This is a genomic window from Luteibacter sp. RCC_6_2, assembly GCF_041360655.1.
Taxonomy (GTDB): Bacteria; Pseudomonadota; Gammaproteobacteria; order Xanthomonadales; family Rhodanobacteraceae; genus Luteibacter.
Genome location: NZ_JBFUPQ010000019.1, coordinates 35452 through 53479, shown reverse-complemented (window position 1 = coordinate 53479; position 18028 = coordinate 35452). Strand labels below are relative to the sequence as shown.

Annotated in this window: 12 protein-coding genes; 8 read left to right on the top strand and 4 right to left on the bottom strand. The window is 66.3% G+C overall.

What is annotated here, in order from left to right:
- Nucleotides 1-124: 124 nt before the first annotated feature.
- On the bottom strand, nt 125-1867 hold the full coding sequence (locus AB6730_RS17540) for a M28 family metallopeptidase (RefSeq protein ID WP_371024889.1): 1743 nt from the start codon (nt 1865-1867) through the stop codon (nt 125-127).
- Between the two features lie 346 nt (nt 1868-2213).
- On the opposite strand from AB6730_RS17540, the gene AB6730_RS17535 reads away from it, so the two are divergent.
- The 4 genes from AB6730_RS17535 to AB6730_RS17520 all read left to right on the top strand — a co-directional run bounded on the left by AB6730_RS17535 (nt 2214) and on the right by AB6730_RS17520 (nt 9741).
- Nucleotides 2214-3257, top strand: a complete 1044-nt coding sequence (locus tag AB6730_RS17535; RefSeq protein ID WP_371024888.1) for a helix-turn-helix domain-containing protein — start codon at nt 2214-2216, stop codon at nt 3255-3257.
- A gap of 151 nt (nt 3258-3408) precedes the next feature.
- Complete coding sequence (locus tag AB6730_RS17530) at nt 3409-7224, top strand: YadA-like family protein (RefSeq protein ID WP_371024887.1); 3816 nt, start codon at nt 3409-3411, stop codon at nt 7222-7224.
- A gap of 74 nt (nt 7225-7298) precedes the next feature.
- Entirely contained in the window at nt 7299-8258 is a 960-nt protein-coding gene (locus AB6730_RS17525) for an LD-carboxypeptidase (protein ID WP_371024886.1), read from the top strand.
- Nucleotides 8259-8337: 79 nt separating this feature from the next.
- Nucleotides 8338-9741 (top strand): chloride channel protein, encoded by a 1404-nt coding sequence (locus tag AB6730_RS17520; protein ID WP_371024885.1) that lies wholly within the window; start codon nt 8338-8340, stop codon nt 9739-9741.
- Nucleotides 9742-9745: 4 nt separating this feature from the next.
- Here AB6730_RS17520 and AB6730_RS17515 read toward each other — a convergent pair whose 3' ends face one another.
- A complete protein-coding gene (locus AB6730_RS17515) occupies nt 9746-10087 on the bottom strand; it encodes a hypothetical protein (RefSeq protein ID WP_371024884.1) in 342 nt (113 codons plus the stop codon).
- A gap of 199 nt (nt 10088-10286) precedes the next feature.
- On the opposite strand from AB6730_RS17515, the gene AB6730_RS17510 reads away from it, so the two are divergent.
- The 3 genes from AB6730_RS17510 to AB6730_RS17500 are packed head-to-tail and all read left to right on the top strand — an operon-like array spanning nt 10287 to nt 12635.
- Nucleotides 10287-11531: a sensor histidine kinase gene (locus tag AB6730_RS17510; RefSeq protein ID WP_371024883.1), complete on the top strand. Its 1245-nt coding sequence runs from the start codon at nt 10287-10289 to the stop codon at nt 11529-11531.
- Nucleotides 11524-12291 (top strand): LytR/AlgR family response regulator transcription factor, encoded by a 768-nt coding sequence (locus AB6730_RS17505; protein ID WP_371024882.1) that lies wholly within the window; start codon nt 11524-11526, stop codon nt 12289-12291. The genes AB6730_RS17510 and AB6730_RS17505 overlap by 8 nt, the downstream gene beginning before the upstream one ends.
- Before the next feature lie 14 nt (nt 12292-12305).
- Complete coding sequence (locus AB6730_RS17500) at nt 12306-12635, top strand: hypothetical protein (RefSeq protein ID WP_371024881.1); 330 nt, start codon at nt 12306-12308, stop codon at nt 12633-12635.
- A 6-nt stretch (nt 12636-12641) separates the two neighbouring features.
- Here AB6730_RS17500 and AB6730_RS17495 read toward each other — a convergent pair whose 3' ends face one another.
- Nucleotides 12642-14627: a CocE/NonD family hydrolase gene (locus tag AB6730_RS17495; RefSeq protein WP_371024880.1), complete on the bottom strand. Its 1986-nt coding sequence runs from the start codon at nt 14625-14627 to the stop codon at nt 12642-12644.
- Nucleotides 14628-14791: 164 nt separating this feature from the next.
- Between AB6730_RS17495 and AB6730_RS17490 the strand changes: the two genes are divergently transcribed.
- Nucleotides 14792-16387 (top strand): Na+/H+ antiporter, encoded by a 1596-nt coding sequence (locus AB6730_RS17490; RefSeq protein ID WP_371024879.1) that lies wholly within the window; start codon nt 14792-14794, stop codon nt 16385-16387.
- A 33-nt stretch (nt 16388-16420) separates the two neighbouring features.
- On the opposite strand, the gene AB6730_RS17485 is transcribed toward AB6730_RS17490, so the two are convergent.
- Nucleotides 16421-17959, bottom strand: a complete 1539-nt coding sequence (locus AB6730_RS17485) for an alpha/beta hydrolase (protein WP_371024878.1) — start codon at nt 17957-17959, stop codon at nt 16421-16423.
- Nucleotides 17960-18028 lie beyond the last annotated feature (69 nt).

Here is an 18028-nt window from a genome sequence, read left to right as displayed (position 1 = left end):
GATCCCGCGGCAGCGGGTTGGGTTGCGGCTAGCACCCATCGCCGCCAAGGCGGCTTCCCACCCAGGCCTCCCACCCAAGGCTTCCCACCATCGAGCCGCTCCATAGGGGAAGCGGCTTCACGGGTTACTTCTTCTTCGAGCTTGCCGCCAGTGATTTTTCGCGTACCGCCTTGAACTCGCTACCGTCCTTCCAGGCTGGCCACATCTCGCTGTTGGCCAGCTTTTCGCCGAGGGCGTAGAACGCCTTCACGTTCTGTGTCACGCCATCGAAGTTCCAGCGCATGTCGTAGACGTCGGTGGGCTGGTGGTAGTGGTTCTTCACGTAGTCGGTCTCGGCGGCCTCGCCGGCGGCCTTTCCGCCATTCACCATGTCGATGCCGCCACCGGCGGAGAGCGCGGGCACGCCGGCCTTGGCGAAATTGAAGTGATCGGAACGGAAGTAATGGCCTTTTTCGGGCGACGCGTCGCCGCTGACGACGCGGCCGTCGGCCTTGAGAACCTCGGCGAAGGTATCTTCCAGGTCGCCCTGGCCTAGCCCCACCACTTCCATGTCCCGGGTCGGGCCGGTGATCGGCAGGGCGTCCATGTTGATGTCCGCGACGGTCTTCGCCAGCGGGAAGGGCGGATGCGCCACGTAGTATTTCGACCCGAGCAGGCCGGATTCCTCCATCGTCACGGCGGCGAAGACCACCGTGCGCTTCGGCTTGTCCTGGGCGAACTTGCCGGCGATCTCGAGCAGCGCCGCGATGCCGGTCCCGTTGTCGATCGCGCCGTTGTAGATCTGGTGACCCTTGAGCGCGGGGTCGCGGCCGAGGTGGTCCCAGTGCGCGCTGTAGACGATCGCCTCGTCGGGCTTCTCGCTGCCCTTGATCATGCCGATGACGTTGTTGCTGAGCGAATGGGAGATGGTGCTTTGCAGGTGGATCGAGGCCTTCGCGTCCAGTGGCACGGCCTTGAAGCCGCGCACGTCCGCCTGTTTCGCGAGTTCGTCGAAGTTCTTGCCGGCCTTGGCGAACAACCGCTGCGCCGCCTCATGGGTAAGCCAGCCCGCGACGGGCAGGCGTGGTGCCGGATCTTCGCTCTCGGGGAGGTCGAGCCGGGGCATGGTCCAGCCGCTTTGCACCACGTTCCAGCCGTACGCGGCCGGTTCGGTCTGGTGCACGATGAAGGCCGCGGCGGCGCCTTGCCGGGCGGCTTCCTCGTACTTGTAGGTCCAGCGGCCGTAGTAGGTCATTTCACGGCCCTTGAACAGGCTCGGGTCCTTGCCGTCCCAGCCGGGATCGTTGACCAGGATCACCAGCGTCTTGCCCTTCACGTCGATGCCGTCGAAGTCGTTCCACTGCGCTTCGGGCGCGTCCACGCCATAACCCACGAAGACGATGTCGGAGTCCTTCAGGTCGACATCGGCCTTCGCCTGAAGCGTGCCTGCGACCATGTCCTTGCCGAAGGCAAAGCCTTCGTTGCCGCCGCCTTCGGCCACGTTGAGCGTGAGTGAATCCTGGCCATTCAACGCGGTGGAGACCGCGGGGACGCTCTGTATCCAGTCGCCCTTGTTGCCCGGCTCCAGGCCCATCCGCTTGAACTGCTCGATGAGATAGTTCGTAGTGAGCCGCTCACCCAGCGTGCCGGGTTTGCGCCCTTCGTACTCGTCCGAGGAGATGACGCGCAAATGTGCGGAGAAATCGCCGCCGGTGATCTCGGGACTGAACTCGTGATGCTCGTTGGCCACGGCGGGCAACGGCGGCGGTGGTGCGGTGGAGGGACCGGCCGGCGCGGGCGCGGGCGCCTGGGCGGTCTTGTCTTCATCGTGGGACTGGCAGGCGGCCAGGGTGAGGGCGGTCAGGCAGGCGAGAACGAGGCGTCGCATCGTCGGGGCTTTCCCTTAGGGACTGGAAACACGGCACCGAGTGTAGCCGCAGCGGAGCCCCGGCTGCCCACCCTGTCCCAAGCACTAGTTCTGCCAAGTCTTCCAGGGGTTTGTAAGGTCGATACGCTGAATCGGCAAATTCACAAAGTACTGGCATTTGCTCCCATACACCGTTAGTTATAGGCAGCGCCGATGGTTTCATTCGGAAGGGAGTGGTTCGGCGCATGGAGCAAGACCGCGGGTCCAGTGCTTGCGGTATGACGCGGGGGTGGAAGATGTGTGTCATGGGGTGTGTCCGGAAAAATACGGACAACGACAGGGGCGTTGCCGGGAAACGGTATCCGCAATGGAGTCCGTTCCCGTCGATGAAGATGACGACGACGAGGTCAATCCGCAGGGAGGTAATCGCATGAGCCGTCCTTCCGATGTGCTTGGTCTGGAAGACTACGATCTGGTGACACTGGGTGCTTCGCTGGGTCTTTGCGAAGTGGACTTGTTGACCTTGAGCCCTGCGCGACCTCGCGCATGCATCGCATCGAAGATGCAGGATGGCGTGACCTACCTCACGGCGCATATCGACTTCGACGTTCGCGGCTCGCTGACGGTTCCCGAAGACGCCTGCATGCTCGTCTACCTGCATGAAGCCGGCGAGCGCAGCTGGTGCCAGGGCATCACCGTCGAGTCGGACATGGCGGTCACCTTGTTGCGAGGGACTCCCACCGACTTCATGTTCGAACGCGGTACGCGCTTCACCATGGTGGTGGCTCCGTACGCACGCTTTCGCTCGCGCTTCCTGGCGTCCGACCACGCCGATGTCGACATGGCCGCACAGCGCCTGCGCCTCTTCTCGGTGCATTCCGGTCATCTCAAGCGCGCGTACCGGCAGATCGCGACGCAGGTGAAAGAGGGGGGAGATCCGGTCATGGGTCCCATCGAGGATCTGCTGGACGAGCATATCCGCGTCGCCCTGGCCTCCTCGCCCGAGGAGCGGCCGGTGGCGTCGCGTGGCAGGCGTGCCCATTACCAGGTGGTGCGCAGGGCCGAACGCTTCATGCGGGCCAACCTGCGTCGCGATATCTATTCGCAGGAGCTCTGCCAGGCGGCCGGTGCGAGTGAGCGCGGGTTGCGTTATGCCTTCGACGACCTCTTGGGCATTCCGCCCAATCGCTACCTGGCGATGCTTCGCCTGTGCACGGCGCATCGCAGCCTGGTGACGGCGGAAGCCGGCCGCCGTTCAGTGAAATCGGTCGCGCTCAGTTGCGGCATGTGGGACCTGTCGCGTTTCGCGGAAAAGTACCGCAGTGTGTTCGGTGAACAACCGCGTGAAACGCTCACTCGCAGCTCCCCGACGGAAGACCTCACCGCGGTCGAGGAATACGACGGTTGGTGATGCGTCGCGGCACAAGGAGGTGCCGTTTCCGATTAGCGCATTGCCGCATTCCACTACGCCGTTGCCGCAATTGATCAGCCCCATACCTTGGGTGCTCCTCTAATCGAACCGTCCGCGCACGACGCGGTCGACCGTTCGTCAGGGGAGAAACATGAATCTTCGGATCCTCGATCTGTCGGGGCGCGCCGCGCGGTGCGCGCGCCTGTACCGGCGCGTGGCGGCGCATGCGTCGATGATGTTGGTCACCTCATTCTTCGTGGCCGACGCCCTGGGCCAAGAGGTGCAAGCGAGCGGCGCATCGACGCCACCACCGGTACCCGTTGCAAGCACGTCGACCGGAGAAGCACCCACCGTTACACCCACGTCCAGCACGGCGTCCACGACGACGGCCGATACGACGGCCGACATCACGAAAGAGGACGAGGACGACACCGCGGCCACCATCGCGATGCAAGGCATCCTCGCGACCTCGCCTTCGATGCGCGCGGCGTTCACCTCGACCCCATACGCCACCACGGGCCCGATCGTGTCACCCATGGCGATCGCGCCGGGCGATCCCCGCTATCCATTGCCGGCCGAACCCAATCCCGCCGGTCTCATCCTGGGAACCGGTGGCCTGGTCGGCAATGTCGGTGGCGCCTTGTCACCCACGCTCACCTCCTTGCTCAATCCCAACGCGCAATACCTGAGCAGCGGTGCGCTGAACCTCGCCGCCGTCAATGTGACCGGTACCTTCCAGACCATCGGCATCGGTGGCCTCAGCCTGGTCAATCTCACGCCTGCCTCCACGGCGATCAACGGCACCCTCATGGGGCAGAACCAGCACCTGACCCTGCTTGGCGGTGTCACGTCGGCAAGCTATATCACCAACATCAACCGGGGCACCGACGGCTTCTTCGCCGGTGGCGGCGGCATCCTGCTGCCGAGTGGCGCGCCGGCGTGGTCCTCCGACTGCGCCAGCCTGCTGGGTATTCCGCTGGTGCGTTGCTGGGCGGTGAATCCCGCCCAGGACAACCAGGTGATCGTCGGCGACAAGGCCACGGCCAACGGTTCGCAGGAAGTCGTGATCGGCCGTGGTGCGAGCCACACCCTCCCGGCGGAAGATGCCAATACCGTGTTCCCGGGCTCGGGGCGCAACGATCCGAACGACCCGACCGGCGTGCCGACCAACGATTTCGCCACGCGCAAGGGCAATTCCGTGGTGATCGGCGACAGCGCCTCGGGCACGGCCAATGCGCAGACGATCGTCGGCGCGAACGCCAGCTCCTCGCAGGTGAACAGCGTGGCGCTCGGCAACGCGTCGGTGGCCGATCGCGCGGCCGCCGCGGGTTACGTCGCGTTCGGACTTGCCGCGCCACAAACATCCGTCGGCGCCGTGTCCATCGGCAGCACGGGCAACGAACGCCAACTTACCCACGTTGCCGCGGGCACCGACGGCTACGATGCCGTGAACGTGTTGCAACTCCAGGGTGCGATCTCGCAAGTCTCCGCGCTCGATCCGCTCGCGGTGACCTACGACCCCGACGGCGGTGGCTTGCCGACGAACTCGGTGACCCTGGTCGGTTCGGGCACGGGCGCGGTGGGCGTGCACAACCTCGCGGCGGGATCGCTCGCCGCCGGCAGCCTGGACGCCGTCAACGGCACGCAACTCAATACGACCAACCAGGCGGTGGCGACCTACCTGGGTGGCACCACGGCCGCCGGTCCCACGGGCGTGTTCACCGCGCCGACGTTCAACGTCACACACGTCGATGCGGCGGGAGCGGTGACCGTCGGTACGCATGCCGACGTGACCAGCACCTTCACCGATCTCGGTACCTCCATCGGTAACCTCAACCTCCGGCTCAATACGTTCTATACCAATGGCGTGGATTACGTCGCGATCAATTCCACCGGCGTCTTGCCTTCGGCCACGGGCGCGGAATCCATCGCCATCGGCGGCGCCACCACGGCGTCGTCGAACAATGCCATCGCCATCGGTAACGGGGCGACCGCGTCGCACGCCGACAGCATCGCCATCGGCAACGGGTCGGCCACCAGCGTCGGCGCCGAAACCGGTTACACGGCTTTTGGCCTGACCGCTCCGCAAAGCTCGACGGGTGAGGTGAACCTCGGCGGTCGCAAGGTCACGGGCGTGGCGGCAGGCACCCTGGATACCGACGTGGCGAACGTGGCGCAGCTGCGTGCGGTATCCACCGGCCTGACCGATCTCAGCCGGTTGGCGGTGCTTTACGATAACGACGGCGCGGGCAATCCTCTCAACTCGCTCACGCTGGTCGGTGACGGCTCCGGCACCGCCGTCGCCGTGCACAATGTCGCCGCGGGCAGCCTCGCTCCGGCGAGTTCGGATGCCGTCAACGGCGCCCAGCTCGGATCGATCACCCAATCCCTGGCGGGCTATCTGGGCGGCGGCGCGGCATTCGACCCCGTCACCGCGATCTTCACCGCGCCCGCGTATGCGTTGCGCCCGGTGGACGCGGGCGGCAACGTCTCGTCGGCCGCGTTCGCCAATGCCAGCGATGCGTTCACGTCCCTCGACGACTCGGTCTTCGCCTTGAACGGCCGGGTAAATGCCATCGCGGCCGGACTGTCGCCGTACCTGGACGTCCAATCAAGCGCCGTGGCGGCCGACGCGACAGGCAATGAGAGCATCGCCCTGGGTGGCGCGGCTCAAGCTTCCGGCGACGACGCCATGGCGGCGGGCGCCCAGGCCAATGCCAGTGGCACCGGTGCGGTGGCGCTGGGTGCGCGGGCGTCGGCTTCCGTCCAGGGTGGCGTTGCCATCGGCAGCGACTCGGTGGCCGATCGCCTCGGCGGTGGCAACGAGGCATTCAGCGGTGTCGCGGTGCCCGTGCAGGGCGTGGTGTCGGTGGGCAGCGTGGGAGCGGAGCGGCAGATCGCGAACGTAGCCGGCGGCAGCGCCGATACCGATGCCGTGAACGTTCGCCAGTTGCGTGCGGTGGCCGACTTCGCCGGCAGCATCGGCGCATCGGCCGTGCAGTACGACGACGTCTCCCATACGAGTGTCACGCTCAATGCGGGCGGTCCCGCCGCGGTGATCGGCAACCTCGCGGCGGGTAACGTCGCGCAGGGCAGCGCCCAGGCGATCAACGGCGGGCAGTTGTGGGACTGGACCCAGAACGCCTCGAACGTCTACAGCAATCTCGCCTTGTACACGAGTATCCAGGCCTTGCAGGGCGGCGGTACCCATGGGGGCGGCATCGGCCTCGCCGTGAACAACTCCAACAACTTGCCAGCGGCTTCGGCCAGTGGCGGCAACACCATCGCCGTGGGCGCCGGGTCGACCGCCAGCGGAACCGATAGCGCGACGCTCGGCAACGGCGCCCAGGCCACGGCTGCCAATTCGGTGGCGATCGGTGCGGGCTCGGTCGCCGATCGCGCGAATACCGTGTCGGTGGGTGCGGCGGGCGCGACGCGCCAGGTGACCAACGTCGCGGCGGGTACCGCCGGCACGGACGCGGCCAACGTGGCGCAGATGAATGCCGTGCGCGAGGGCAGCGTAGGTTATGACACGCGGCCGGACGGCAGCGTCGACCGCGGCAATGTCACCCTCGGCTCGCCCGGTGCGCCAACCGCCGTGCACAACGTGGCACCCGGCACCGCCGCCACGGATGCGGCGAACGTGGGCCAGCTGGACCAGGTGGCCGACTGGTCGCGCCGCTATACCGATGAACGGGTGGGCGCGATCGACCGCGACATCGAGCGTACGAACAACCGGGCCAGTGCGGGCGTCGCCTCGGCGATGGCCATGGCAGGGCTTCCGCAAGCCACGACACCCGGGCGCAACATGGCTGCGGTGGCGGGAGGCACCTTCCGTGGCGAGTCGGGCATCGCCGTGGGCATCTCCACGGTCACGGACGGGGGAGGCTGGGTTTACAAGCTCAGCGGGTCGGCGAATTCGCGTGGCGATGCGGGTTTCAGCGTTGGCGCCGGCATGGAATGGTGAGGTCGTCTGGCACCTTTCGATTGCCTTCTCGGGGCGGTCGAGGTATTGCTAGGCCGAATCATTCACTGCCAGACATGCCGACACGACTCGATATACGGCTCATTGCCCCCTCCGGATACGCGGACGACCGTGCCGCCTGCGCGCGGGGCATTGAGCGGCTGCAAGCCGCCGGACATACCGTCCATGGCGGCGACGTGGCCGATCGCGTGATGCTGCGGTTCGCCGGCGGTGACGCCGAGCGCGCCGCGGACATCAACCAGCTGGCGAGAACCGACCGGCCCTTGCCCGATCTCGTCATGGCCATCTGCGGTGGCTATGGCGCGATCGCCTTGCTCGAGCGGCTGGACTATGACGGCCTTGCCGCCCGTTTCCTCGACGAATCCTGCGTGCTGGTGGGGCACGGCGATTTCACCGTGCTCCAGTGCGCGCTCTATGCCCGCAGTGCGATCGGTACGTTGCACGGGCCCATGCTCGTGCGCGACTTCGGCCAGGGTTACCTGCGCGAAAACACCTGGCGGCATTTCTGGCATACGGTGCTGTCGCCGCGAACGGAAATGAGCTGGGCCTGTGGCGAGGAGCAGCACGACATGCTCGTCGAAGGCACGCTCTGGGGTGGCAACCTCTCCGCGCTGTGCAGCCTGATCGGCACGCCTTACCTGCCCAGGATCGACGGCGGCATCCTCTACGTGGAGGAAACCGGCGAGCAGGCCTACCGGGTCGAACGCATGTTGTACGAACTGAAGCTGGCGGGAGTACTCGACCGCCAGCGCGCGATCCTCATCGGCGGGCTCGGTGGCCAGCGCATCAGCGAGTACGACAACGGCTATGACATCGACCATGCACTCGAGCGTTTCGCCCGTGCCTGTGGCCTGCCGATGTTGCGCGGCCTTTCCTTCGGACACGGTCCTGACAAGTGGACGCTCCCGTTCGGCGGCCACGCATCGTTGGAAGTGGTCGCGGGTGCCGCGACGTTGGCGGTGTTCGACTACCGCCATGCCGGGGCCTCCCTCGACGGGTCGACCGCTCCGGCCTGAGCGGCCGTTCATCTGCCAGCCAGCCACTGCGCCGGGATCCCGCTAGTCTTTGCACGCCGTTCCCCACCGCGTAGCCCCCATGACCGATCCTCTTCACACACCGCACGATCGTGCGGCGATTCCGCTCGCCCCGTCGCTGGACCAGTCGCTGGTCGACGCCCACATGCCGACGCGCCTTCCGTTGCTCGGCACGCGCGTGCTGTACATCGGCGCCCTCGCCATCCTGCTCGGGTTGGTCGTGGGTGTCGTCGCGAAGCTGTTGACCATGCTGATCGGCTTGATCACGAACCTCGCGTTCCACCAGACATGGAGCACCGCGTTCGGCCGGCCGGCCGGCCATCATCTCGGCGCGTGGGTGATCGTGGTGCCCGTCATCGGCGGCCTGGTGGTCGGTGCGATGGCCCGTTGGGGATCGCGCGCCATCCGCGGGCACGGCATTCCCGAGGCCATGGAGCAAGTGCTGACGAACGAGAGCCGCATCCCCGCCCGCATGACCTGGCTCAAGCCGCTGTCGTCGGCGGTCGCGATCGGAACCGGCGGTCCATTCGGTGCGGAGGGGCCGATCATCGCCACGGGAGGAGCGCTGGGCTCGCTGCTGGGCCAGCGCCTTCCCGTGACGGCCGACGAACGCAAGACGCTGCTGGCCGCCGGTGCCGCGGCCGGCATGGCGGCGATCTTCAGCGCACCGGTGTCGGCCGTCCTGTTGAGCATCGAATTGCTGCTGTTCGAACGCCGGGCGCGCTCGCTGCTGCCGGTGGCACTGGCGGCGGCGACCGGTACGGGCGTGCGTTTCGCGCTGGAAGGCCCGGGTCCGGTCTTTCCCATGCCCGCGCTCGCCGCCGTCGCGCCGCAAGCGCTGGTGGTCTACGCGCTGCTCGGGATGTTGATGGGTGTCGCCGGGGTTTTCATCACGCGCCTCGCCTACGGTATCGAAGACGCCTTCGAAAAGCTGCCCATCCACTGGATGTGGTGGCCGGCGCTGGGTGGGCTGGTGGTCGGCGCGGTCGGCTACGTGATGCCCGGGACGCTCGGCGTGGGCTACGAGAACATCACCGACGTCATTTCCGGCCACCTCGGCATCATGGCGATGGCGCTGTTGGCCGTGGCCAAGCTCCTTTCATGGTCGGTGGCGCTCGGCAGCGGCACGTCGGGCGGCACGCTGGCGCCTCTGTTCACCATCGGTGGAGCGCTGGGCGGTGTCTGTGGATGGGCGCTGGCCGCGTGGCCGCCGCTGCACGTGGACCCGCACATGGCCGCCCTGATCGGCATGGCGGCCTTGTTCGCCGGTGCTTCGCGTGCGCTGATGACCTCGGCGGTGTTCGTCTTCGAGACCACGATGCAGCCACACGCCTTGTTGCCCTTGCTCGCCGCCTGCACCACCGCCTACCTGGTATCGGGGCTGATGATGCGGCACACGATCATGACCGAGAAGATCGCACGGCGCGGCGTGCACGTGCCCACCGACTTCGGGGTGGTCCCGTAGGTCGTCAGCCGAGGGCGGTGAACTGGGTCGCGCCGATCACGCCGATGAAGACGATGGAGAGCATCCAGAAGCGGGCGGGATCGCGCCACACGCAGACCCCGAGGCAGACCACGCCCAGCACGCACGAGACGATGCCGGCGGCGGTGAGGCCGAGCGTGACCAGCGAGGGATCGCCGCCGCCCGAAGCCAGCAACATGGGACGGAAGATCGCATACCAGGCAAGGACCAGGCAGGCCCCACCGACGACGCCCAGCAGCCAGTTGGCGGGATGATGCTTCGGCAAGGTGCGGATGCCGAGGAAGATCGCAAGTACGACGACAGCGAAAACGACGAGCAACAAGGCCATGCAGTAACCCCTTTGTCGTGGCTTGCGGTCCCCACCGCGAAAGCCGTTTCCCGAGAATGGCCCATCGGGCGGCCCAGGTCATGCTGCGCCGCGCAAGGAAGACGTTTCGTCGGCGCATGCGGCGTTTCGTCGGAATCGGCGCCGGGCGGGGCGAAGCGCGTCGTATGCTCCACGCCAATGCAGGGTGGGAGTACATGTGATGGCAAGCCTGAAGTTCCTCGGACGCCTCATCGCGGCGTGGGTGGCGGCACTATGCGTGCTACTGGTCGTATGGTCCGGAACCGGCTGGAATCGCGGTGAATTTCCATGGATATTCACGCTGGCGTGGTTCGTCGGCCTGCTCGTGGCGCTGGCTCGCGGCGTTACCCATCTTTACCGCGTCCGGGTGATCGCGGGCCGCGTCGATGCGGAGACCGTATCCAACCGGCAACGCCGCCGCGTGGAAGTGCCTTATCCCGCCGACGAGGCCTTCGCCATCGTCGACGAGGTGATCCGGGAACTGCCGAACGTGCACGATGTGAGCGGCACACGCGGTGGGCTCCAGTTGCGCGCGATCATCCGCCAGCAGGCCAACGAGCAACTTCGCGGTCGTGCGAGGCGGCAATGGCAGGCATCGCTCGACCGCCACACGAAGATATCCGCCACGATCACGCCGACGGACGGGTCGAGCAGCGTGATGTTCGTTTGCGAGCCGGACAGCGGCGCATGGACCGACTGGTTCAATCCCGATGGCGGCGCGTCGCTGGAATGCGTGGAAACGCTGGTACGGGCCACCACGCAGCGCTTGTCCGAACGCCGCAATCGCGAGCGTGCCGATGTACGCCAGACCGCGATGGAGAAGGAGTTGACCGCCGCGCAGCTCGGCCTCCTGCAGGCGCAGGTGGAACCGCACTTCCTCTACAACACCCTGGCCAGTGCGCAGGAGCTCGTTCGCACCGATCCCGCGCGCGCCGACCGGATGCTCGGCCACCTCATCGATTACCTGCGCCGCTCGTTGCCGCGCACGGATGGTTCGCTGTCCACGCTGGGGGAGGAACTGGAACGTTCCACCGCGTGGCTGGAGATCATGCGCCTGCGCATGGGTGAGCGCCTGGCCGTGCATACGGACGTGCCGGCGGATGCGTTGAAAGTGCCCATGCCTTCGATGATGTTGCAGACCCTGGTCGAGAACGCGATCAAGCATGGGCTCGAACCGAAGCCGGGTGGTGGTGGCATCTGGATCCGCGCGGGCGTGGACGGCTCGGGCCTGTCCCTGACGGTCGCCGACGATGGCATGGGCTTCCGTAGCGACGGTGCGGGCACGGGTATCGGCCTGAAGAACCTGCGCGAGCGCCTTCGCCTCATGTATGGCAGCGCCGCGGCATTCTCGATCGGCAACAATTTTCCCCATGGTGTCGCCGCGACCATCACGTTGCCGGTGACGGGAGTGGTCGAACATGCCTAGGTGCATCGTCGCCGAAGACGAGAAGCTGCTCGCCGCCGCCTTGCAGCGCGAGCTCGCCATCGCCTGGCCTGAACTGGACGTGCTGGAAATCGCCGAGGATGGCGGAGCCGCGCTGGAAGCCATCGCGGCGCACCGGCCCGAGATAGCCTTCCTCGACATCCGCATGCCTGGGCTCACCGGGATGGAAGTGGCCGCCGCGGCTGCCGAGACGAGCCCGGACACCTTGATCGTCTTCATCACCGCGTATGACCAGTACGCCGTCGATGCCTTCGAACGGGGTGCCGTCGATTACCTGCTCAAGCCGGTCACCTCGGACCGGCTGGTGCAGACCGTGGCCCGCCTGCGTGGTCGCCTCGCCGATGCGGCGCGGCATGTGGAGCGGACGGCGCGGATCGCTCGCGACATCGGCGCGCATTTCGACCGTCCGGCCGACGAGCCGCTGACGTGGCTCACCGCCAGCACGGGACGCGCGACACGCCTGATCCTCGTCGAGGACGTGATCTATTTCCGCGCGGACAACAAATACACGCTGGTGGCGACCGCCGAGGGCGACGCCCTGCTGACGAGGCCCATCCGGGACCTGCTCCGCCAACTCGACCCGAAGATCTTCCGGCAGATCCACCGTTCGACGATCGTCAACCTGCGCCAGGTCGCCTCCGTGGAACGCGAGGACACCGGCAAGGGTTGCCTGCGGCTACGCGGCCGTCCCGAAACCCTGAGCGTGAGCCAGCCGTTCATGGCCATCTTCCGCGCCATGTGACGAAGGAGACTTCCATGCGCCTGTTCCTTGCCATCGTCTATTGCTTCATGAACCTCGCCGGCTGCACCGACGCGCAGAACCGCACGATCGTGGCCACGTCCCAGGAAAACGGCGTGGTCACCCTGGATAGCCGCACGGAAGTGCGCATGGGCCGCGCGCGCTTCGCCTGCCAGGCGAGCAGCGCGGGGCGCTGCTACTACACCGTGTTCGATGGTGCGGCCGAAGTGAAGGCCTTCTCGCTGGCGGTATCGGAGGAACGACTGGTCGACCGGCTGCCCGCGGGCTTCGCACTGTGCGTGACGACCACGGCGGAGAAAGTCTCCGCCGGGTGCAAGCCGGTCTGATCCGGGTTACGGGTTGCTTCGCGGCACCACCGTGAAGGTGATCTTCGACGGATGGGCGGCGTCGTGGTGCACGGCATTGTGCGCGATCACGCCCTTGGCTTCGTCGTAGTTGTTGCCACCCGTGTTGAGGTTGCGGTCGAAGCGTGGGAAGTTGCTGCTCGACACGGCTACCCGGAGCTTATGGCCGGCGAAGAAGAAGTTGCTGGTGTCGATCGGCTGGAAGGTCACCTTGTAGACCTCGCCGTCCTTCATCCACACCGGCGGCTTGTCGTATCCCTCGCGGTAACGCATGCGCTGGATGTTCTCGGTGAGGTTGAAGGCGCGGCCGTCGGGATAGACGTCCATCACCTTGAAGGTGAAATCGGTGTCCTTCGCGTCCGACGACACGTACAGCGTGACCGTGATCGGTCCGCTCACCTCGGTACCATCCTTGAAGGGCTCCGAGTCGTAGACGAGGATGTCGTTGCGGGCGAGCTGCGGGTTCTGGTCGAACGAGCCGAACTTCACCGCCGTGCCCTGGCAGCACCCACCGCCACCGAGCGTGGTGACCGGGTTGGCCGGGTCGTAGAGGAACTGGTCGGGATGGTCCGTACCGCCTGCCGCATCGACGAGCTTGCCATCGCCATACAGCGTGTTGGCCTTGCCGCCGCTGGTGAGGAAGAGTTCGCGCGTGGTGGCGCCCGCGGGAGGCCACGTCGGCGAATCGCGCCATTTGTTCTCGCCCATCACGTAGTACATGACCTTGGGCTGCTTGTCGACGATGGGGCTGTCCACGCCCTTGAGGAACTTGTCGAACCAGCCGAAGACCAGTCCTTCGTAATCGAAGCGCGCGTCACCCACGTCGAGGTCGCCGATCACGGTGTGCTCGGTCGCACGCGTATAGGCGCAGTGCAGCACCGGCGCGATGATCGCGTACTGCTGGTCCGCGATGTCCTTCGACGCGGTGGCGCGCACATGGTTGTAGGCCGCGAGGTTGGGTGATACCGACACATCGAACCAGCTCATGAACCACAGGCCGGGCTTGTCGATCTTCATGTCGTCGTGCCACAGGCCGCCCTTGTACCAGGCGGGGCTGTTGGGCGTGCGCGCGATCATGTTGCCACCGGTCGGCACGTCCATCGCATCGGCGAAGATGCCCTTGGGACCGTCGATGGACTTCATGATGTCCTTCTCGGGCAGTACCCAGAACGCCTTGTCCCAATCGGGCTCCGGCGGCTGCGAATCGAGGTCGAACATCTTCGAGGCACGGATGAGGTCGGCCTGCGACAGGTTGGCCGGGAACATCGGCCGTACCTGGTTCTGTTCCTTGTAGAGCCAGTCGATGAAGAGCATCTGCACGGCACCACCGCGGTACCAGTTGCCCTGCTCGTAGTAAGGGCCGACGCGGCCCACGCCGGCACCGAAGCCCTGCACGTTGAACGTGGCGAGGCCCGGCGTGTTCTGCGCGACGACGGCCATCTGCCACTCGGCGGTGGACGAGCATCCGGTGGTACCCACCTTGCCGTTCGACCAGGGCTGCGAGGTCATCCAGCGAATGGCGTCGACGCCGTCGCTGAGCGGCGCGCCGAGGATTTCGTAGTTGCCCTCGGAGAAATAGTGGCCGCGCTCGTTCATGTCGACGTAGGCGTAGCCACGCTTCACCGCCGCGAGCTGGCGGCTCATGTCGCGCGGCGCACCGAGCTTCACGTCCCAGAAATTGAAGTTGTACGGCGTGCGCACGAAGATGGTGGGCACCTTGCCCGAGGCGTCCTTCGGCCGGTACACGTCGGCCGCCATGCGCTTGCCGTCGCGCATCTTCACCATCACCTTGCGGTCGACCACGGCGATGGCCTCGAGTTGCCGCTCGATGTCGTTGCGCTTGGCGATGGTCGCCTTCTGCTCGGGCGTCAGCACGGTCTGCTGCGCGGCGACGGGGCCGGCCACGAGGGCGAGGCAAACGGAAGCCACGCCGACCGACAACGCGGTCCTGACGTGGTGGAGGGCAGGGCGCATCGATCGCATCAGGCAGGCCTGTTTTTCAGGGGCGGTTCATCGAGTCTGGCAAAATGTCCCCGGCAGGTAAATGCATGACTTCCGGCAGGGGGTGTGCGTACAACCGCTCCAATCGGGAGGCCGCGCGATACGGATAAGATGCCTCCGATATGCCTGGAGGGCGCATGGCCTCGACCGAAACATTCAAGTTCGTATTGATCCTTCTTGTCGCGATCCTCGTGCTCGAGTTGATCGCCCGGCGCCTGCGCCTGCCGACCGCGGCGGCCCTGCTGGCCGGTGGCATAGGCATCGCTTTCCTCCCCGGTATCCCGGAGGTGAGCTTCGATCCGGAGCTGGTGCTGACGATCTTCCTGCCCCCGCTGCTCATGGACGGCGCCTTCTATACGGTATGGTCGGAATTCCGCAAATACCTCGGCGGCATCCTCTGGCTGGCGATAGGCGCCGTGGTGTTCACCACGTTCGCGGTGGGCGTCACCGTCCACTGGGTGCTGCCGTCCCTGCCGTGGGCGGCGTGCTTCGCGCTCGGTGCCGTGGTGTCGCCGCCCGATGCCGTGGCGGCGAAGGCGGTGCTGGGCAAGGTGCGTCTGCCGCGTAGGCTCATGGTCCTACTCGAAGGGGAGAGCCTGCTCAACGACGCCACGGGACTCGTGCTGTTCCGCTTCGCCACGGCGGCCGCGCTCACGGGCGCTTTCAGCACCCATGAAGCGGTGCTCAGTTTCGCCGCCCTGGCGCTGGGTGGCATCGTCGTGGGCGTGGTGCTCGGCTACGCCCTGGTCTTCGTGCTGCGCCGGATCGACCATCTCTTCCTCGCCATCACGGCCGCCTGCCTGTCGCCGTGGGCCGCGTATATCGGCGGCGAATCCTTGCATGTATCCGGCGTGATGTCGGTGGTCAGCTGCGGCATCATCTTCGGCTGGTACCAGCACGACGTCTTCTCGGCGCGTGTGCGGGTCAACAGCTTCGCTTTCTGGGAAGTGATGATCTTCCTGCTCGAGGCGTTGGTCTTCATCCTCATCGGGTTCTCGCTGCGCGGTGTCGTCGCTCGCATGGGCGGCGTAGGCGAAGCGTTGTCGACCTTGGGCATGCCCATCCTCGCCGTGCTCGCCGCGGTCATCCTGTCGCGGTTTCTCTGGATCTACGGCACCGAATACCTGCGCGTGCCGCTGGCACGCATGGTGGGACGCAAGCCCGTGCCGGCCTCGGCGAAGGCCTCGTTCCTGCTCAGTTGGGCGGGCATGCGTGGCGTGGTGACGCTGGCGATCGCCTTGTCGCTGCCCGAAGCCGTGCCCGGCCGCGACCTGACCATCGCGGCGGCCTTCGCCGTGATCCTGGTCACGGTGGTGGTGCAGGGCGGGACGATCGCCCCCGTCATCCGCTGGCTTCGGCTCGATGCCGGCGAGAAGGCGGAAAGCACGCACCTGACGGAATCGCAGGCTTCCGTGTTCATTGATTCCGCCCAGCTCGCGGCGGTGAAAGCGCGTGCCTACGATGACGAAGGGCGTTTGATCCATCCCCGCCTGCTCGAGCAATACACGTATCGCGTGACGGTCGCCGAACGCTACAGCAAGGCCCCGCATGCGAATGAAGGGGGCCGCGCGGCGCACTACGACGTGGTGCTGGCGGCCATCGCCGCGGGTCGCGCGGAACTGCTGCGCCTGCACCGGTCCGGACAGATCCACGACGAATTGCTGCACTACATGGAGCGCGACCTCGACCTGCAGCAGATCGAAGCCGAGAACGACCGGCAGAGCCCGACCTGATCGGCCCGGGCCGCCGCAAGCGAATGGCCGCGATCAGGAAGACCGGGCAGGTGGTACCGAAGCCGATGTCGGCGGCGCGAAGGAAGGTACCTCGAAGTCCGGAACCGGAAGGGTGACCTCCAGGGGCAGTCCGGATGTTTCACCCGTGGCGAGGAACCCGTACACGGCTTGCTTCGCCGCCGGTTCGTTGCGCAGCTGATAGAACGCTCCGTCGTGCGAACCCCGGTGAACCAGGATGGCGTGCCCCTTGGGGAAATAGGGAAGCAGGCCCAGGGTGTTCTCCATGGGGGTCGAGGTATCCCAGTCGCCGTGTATGAAGACCACGGGTATGTCGGTCACGACAGGCTTTCGTACCTCGTCGCCCATGTCCACCGTCGGCCAGTCGGCGGCCGAGGCGATATTTCCTTCGAAGTTCCATGCTCCCAGCATGTCCAGCGCGGGGTCGGTGCGCAGGAGGTGTTCGCGTTCCGCGCTGACGCCGAGGCTGCTATCCGCCAGCGGTCCTATCAAGATCCGCGGTTCCGGCTTGCGATCGCTGGCGACCTCGCGAGCCCAGGCCTCGTAGTGCCGGTGATAGAGCGAAAGGATGAAGGCCGGCCATTCCGCGCTTTCCTGTGTATGCGACAGGAGGGCCTGCTGGAGATCCTGCGGGCCGAGCACGATGCGCCGTGACGTTCCGTTGTCCTCCTTGAACGTCACGGTGACGGGGCCGCCGGCGAAGCGCTCGTGGAGCGCCTTCACGGCCGCCATGAGGCCACCCTTCGGGAGGTAGGGTGCCAGGGACGGTGCACGGTCGGCATCGTAGGCGATGCGTTGCAGCGAGGCGTAGACGTGCGAAGGCATGTCGTAACCATTGTTCAAGGGTTCCACGCTGGAGATCACGGCGCGGCTGACGATGCCTGGATGCAGCCGCATGACCGCCAGCGCCCATTGCGAACCGAAGCTGCCACCGAAGAGGCTGATCTTTTCATAGCCGAGCGCACGGCGGAGGTCGTCGATATCGCCGGCGAACTCGCCGATGTCGTAGCCGGAGAGATCCTTGTCGGGGTAGGCCGCGATGGCGGCCTTGGCATCCGCCCGCATGGAGGCCACTTCATCGCGTATGGAGCCGGGACGATCGTCGGGCAGGGGTTTCGAGGCAATGGTCAGCATGTCGCCGCGAGTGGTGTAGCCACGTTGTTCGATGACGACGAGGTCGCCGACCTGGCCGAAGGTGAGCCAGGAGCGCAGCCGCGCTTTCGACGATGCGTCGGTATCGCTGAAGGCGCCGAGCACGGTCAGGCCCGGTCCCCCGGGGAGCCAGAAGACCGGCGGCGTGCCGGGACGCGTCGACGCCGGGCCCTTGATCCGTGCGAAGCCGACGCCGATGAGCCGGCTGTCCGGCTTGTGCCTGTTCTCGGGCACGTAAAGCGTGCCGATTTCGTACTCCACCGACTGAGCCTTCTCGTCATGTACCGCGTGCCGCTCGACGGCGATGTCGCCCGCCTTGTGCTGCGCGGATGCGCACAAAGGCAGGAAGACGAAGAGCGCCAGCGCGAAACGGGGGACGTACGCTTTGCCGAACGAACGCATATATCGGTCCTTAAAAAAAACGCCACCGTTGTGAACGGCGGCGAGGGGAGTTTGCAATGAGGGGCCCTC

Coding starts and splice junctions, on each gene's coding strand:
- AB6730_RS17540 (WP_371024889.1), bottom strand. CDS start 1,867: ATGCGACGCCTCGTTCTCGCCTGCCTGACCGCCCTCACCCTGGCCGCC.
- AB6730_RS17535 (WP_371024888.1), top strand. CDS start 2,214: ATGGAGTCCGTTCCCGTCGATGAAGATGACGACGACGAGGTCAATCCG.
- AB6730_RS17530 (WP_371024887.1), top strand. CDS start 3,409: ATGAATCTTCGGATCCTCGATCTGTCGGGGCGCGCCGCGCGGTGCGCG.
- AB6730_RS17525 (WP_371024886.1), top strand. CDS start 7,299: ATGCCGACACGACTCGATATACGGCTCATTGCCCCCTCCGGATACGCG.
- AB6730_RS17520 (WP_371024885.1), top strand. CDS start 8,338: ATGACCGATCCTCTTCACACACCGCACGATCGTGCGGCGATTCCGCTC.
- AB6730_RS17515 (WP_371024884.1), bottom strand. CDS start 10,087: ATGGCCTTGTTGCTCGTCGTTTTCGCTGTCGTCGTACTTGCGATCTTC.
- AB6730_RS17510 (WP_371024883.1), top strand. CDS start 10,287: ATGGCAAGCCTGAAGTTCCTCGGACGCCTCATCGCGGCGTGGGTGGCG.
- AB6730_RS17505 (WP_371024882.1), top strand. CDS start 11,524: ATGCCTAGGTGCATCGTCGCCGAAGACGAGAAGCTGCTCGCCGCCGCC.
- AB6730_RS17500 (WP_371024881.1), top strand. CDS start 12,306: ATGCGCCTGTTCCTTGCCATCGTCTATTGCTTCATGAACCTCGCCGGC.
- AB6730_RS17495 (WP_371024880.1), bottom strand. CDS start 14,627: ATGCGCCCTGCCCTCCACCACGTCAGGACCGCGTTGTCGGTCGGCGTG.
- AB6730_RS17490 (WP_371024879.1), top strand. CDS start 14,792: ATGGCCTCGACCGAAACATTCAAGTTCGTATTGATCCTTCTTGTCGCG.
- AB6730_RS17485 (WP_371024878.1), bottom strand. CDS start 17,959: ATGCGTTCGTTCGGCAAAGCGTACGTCCCCCGTTTCGCGCTGGCGCTC.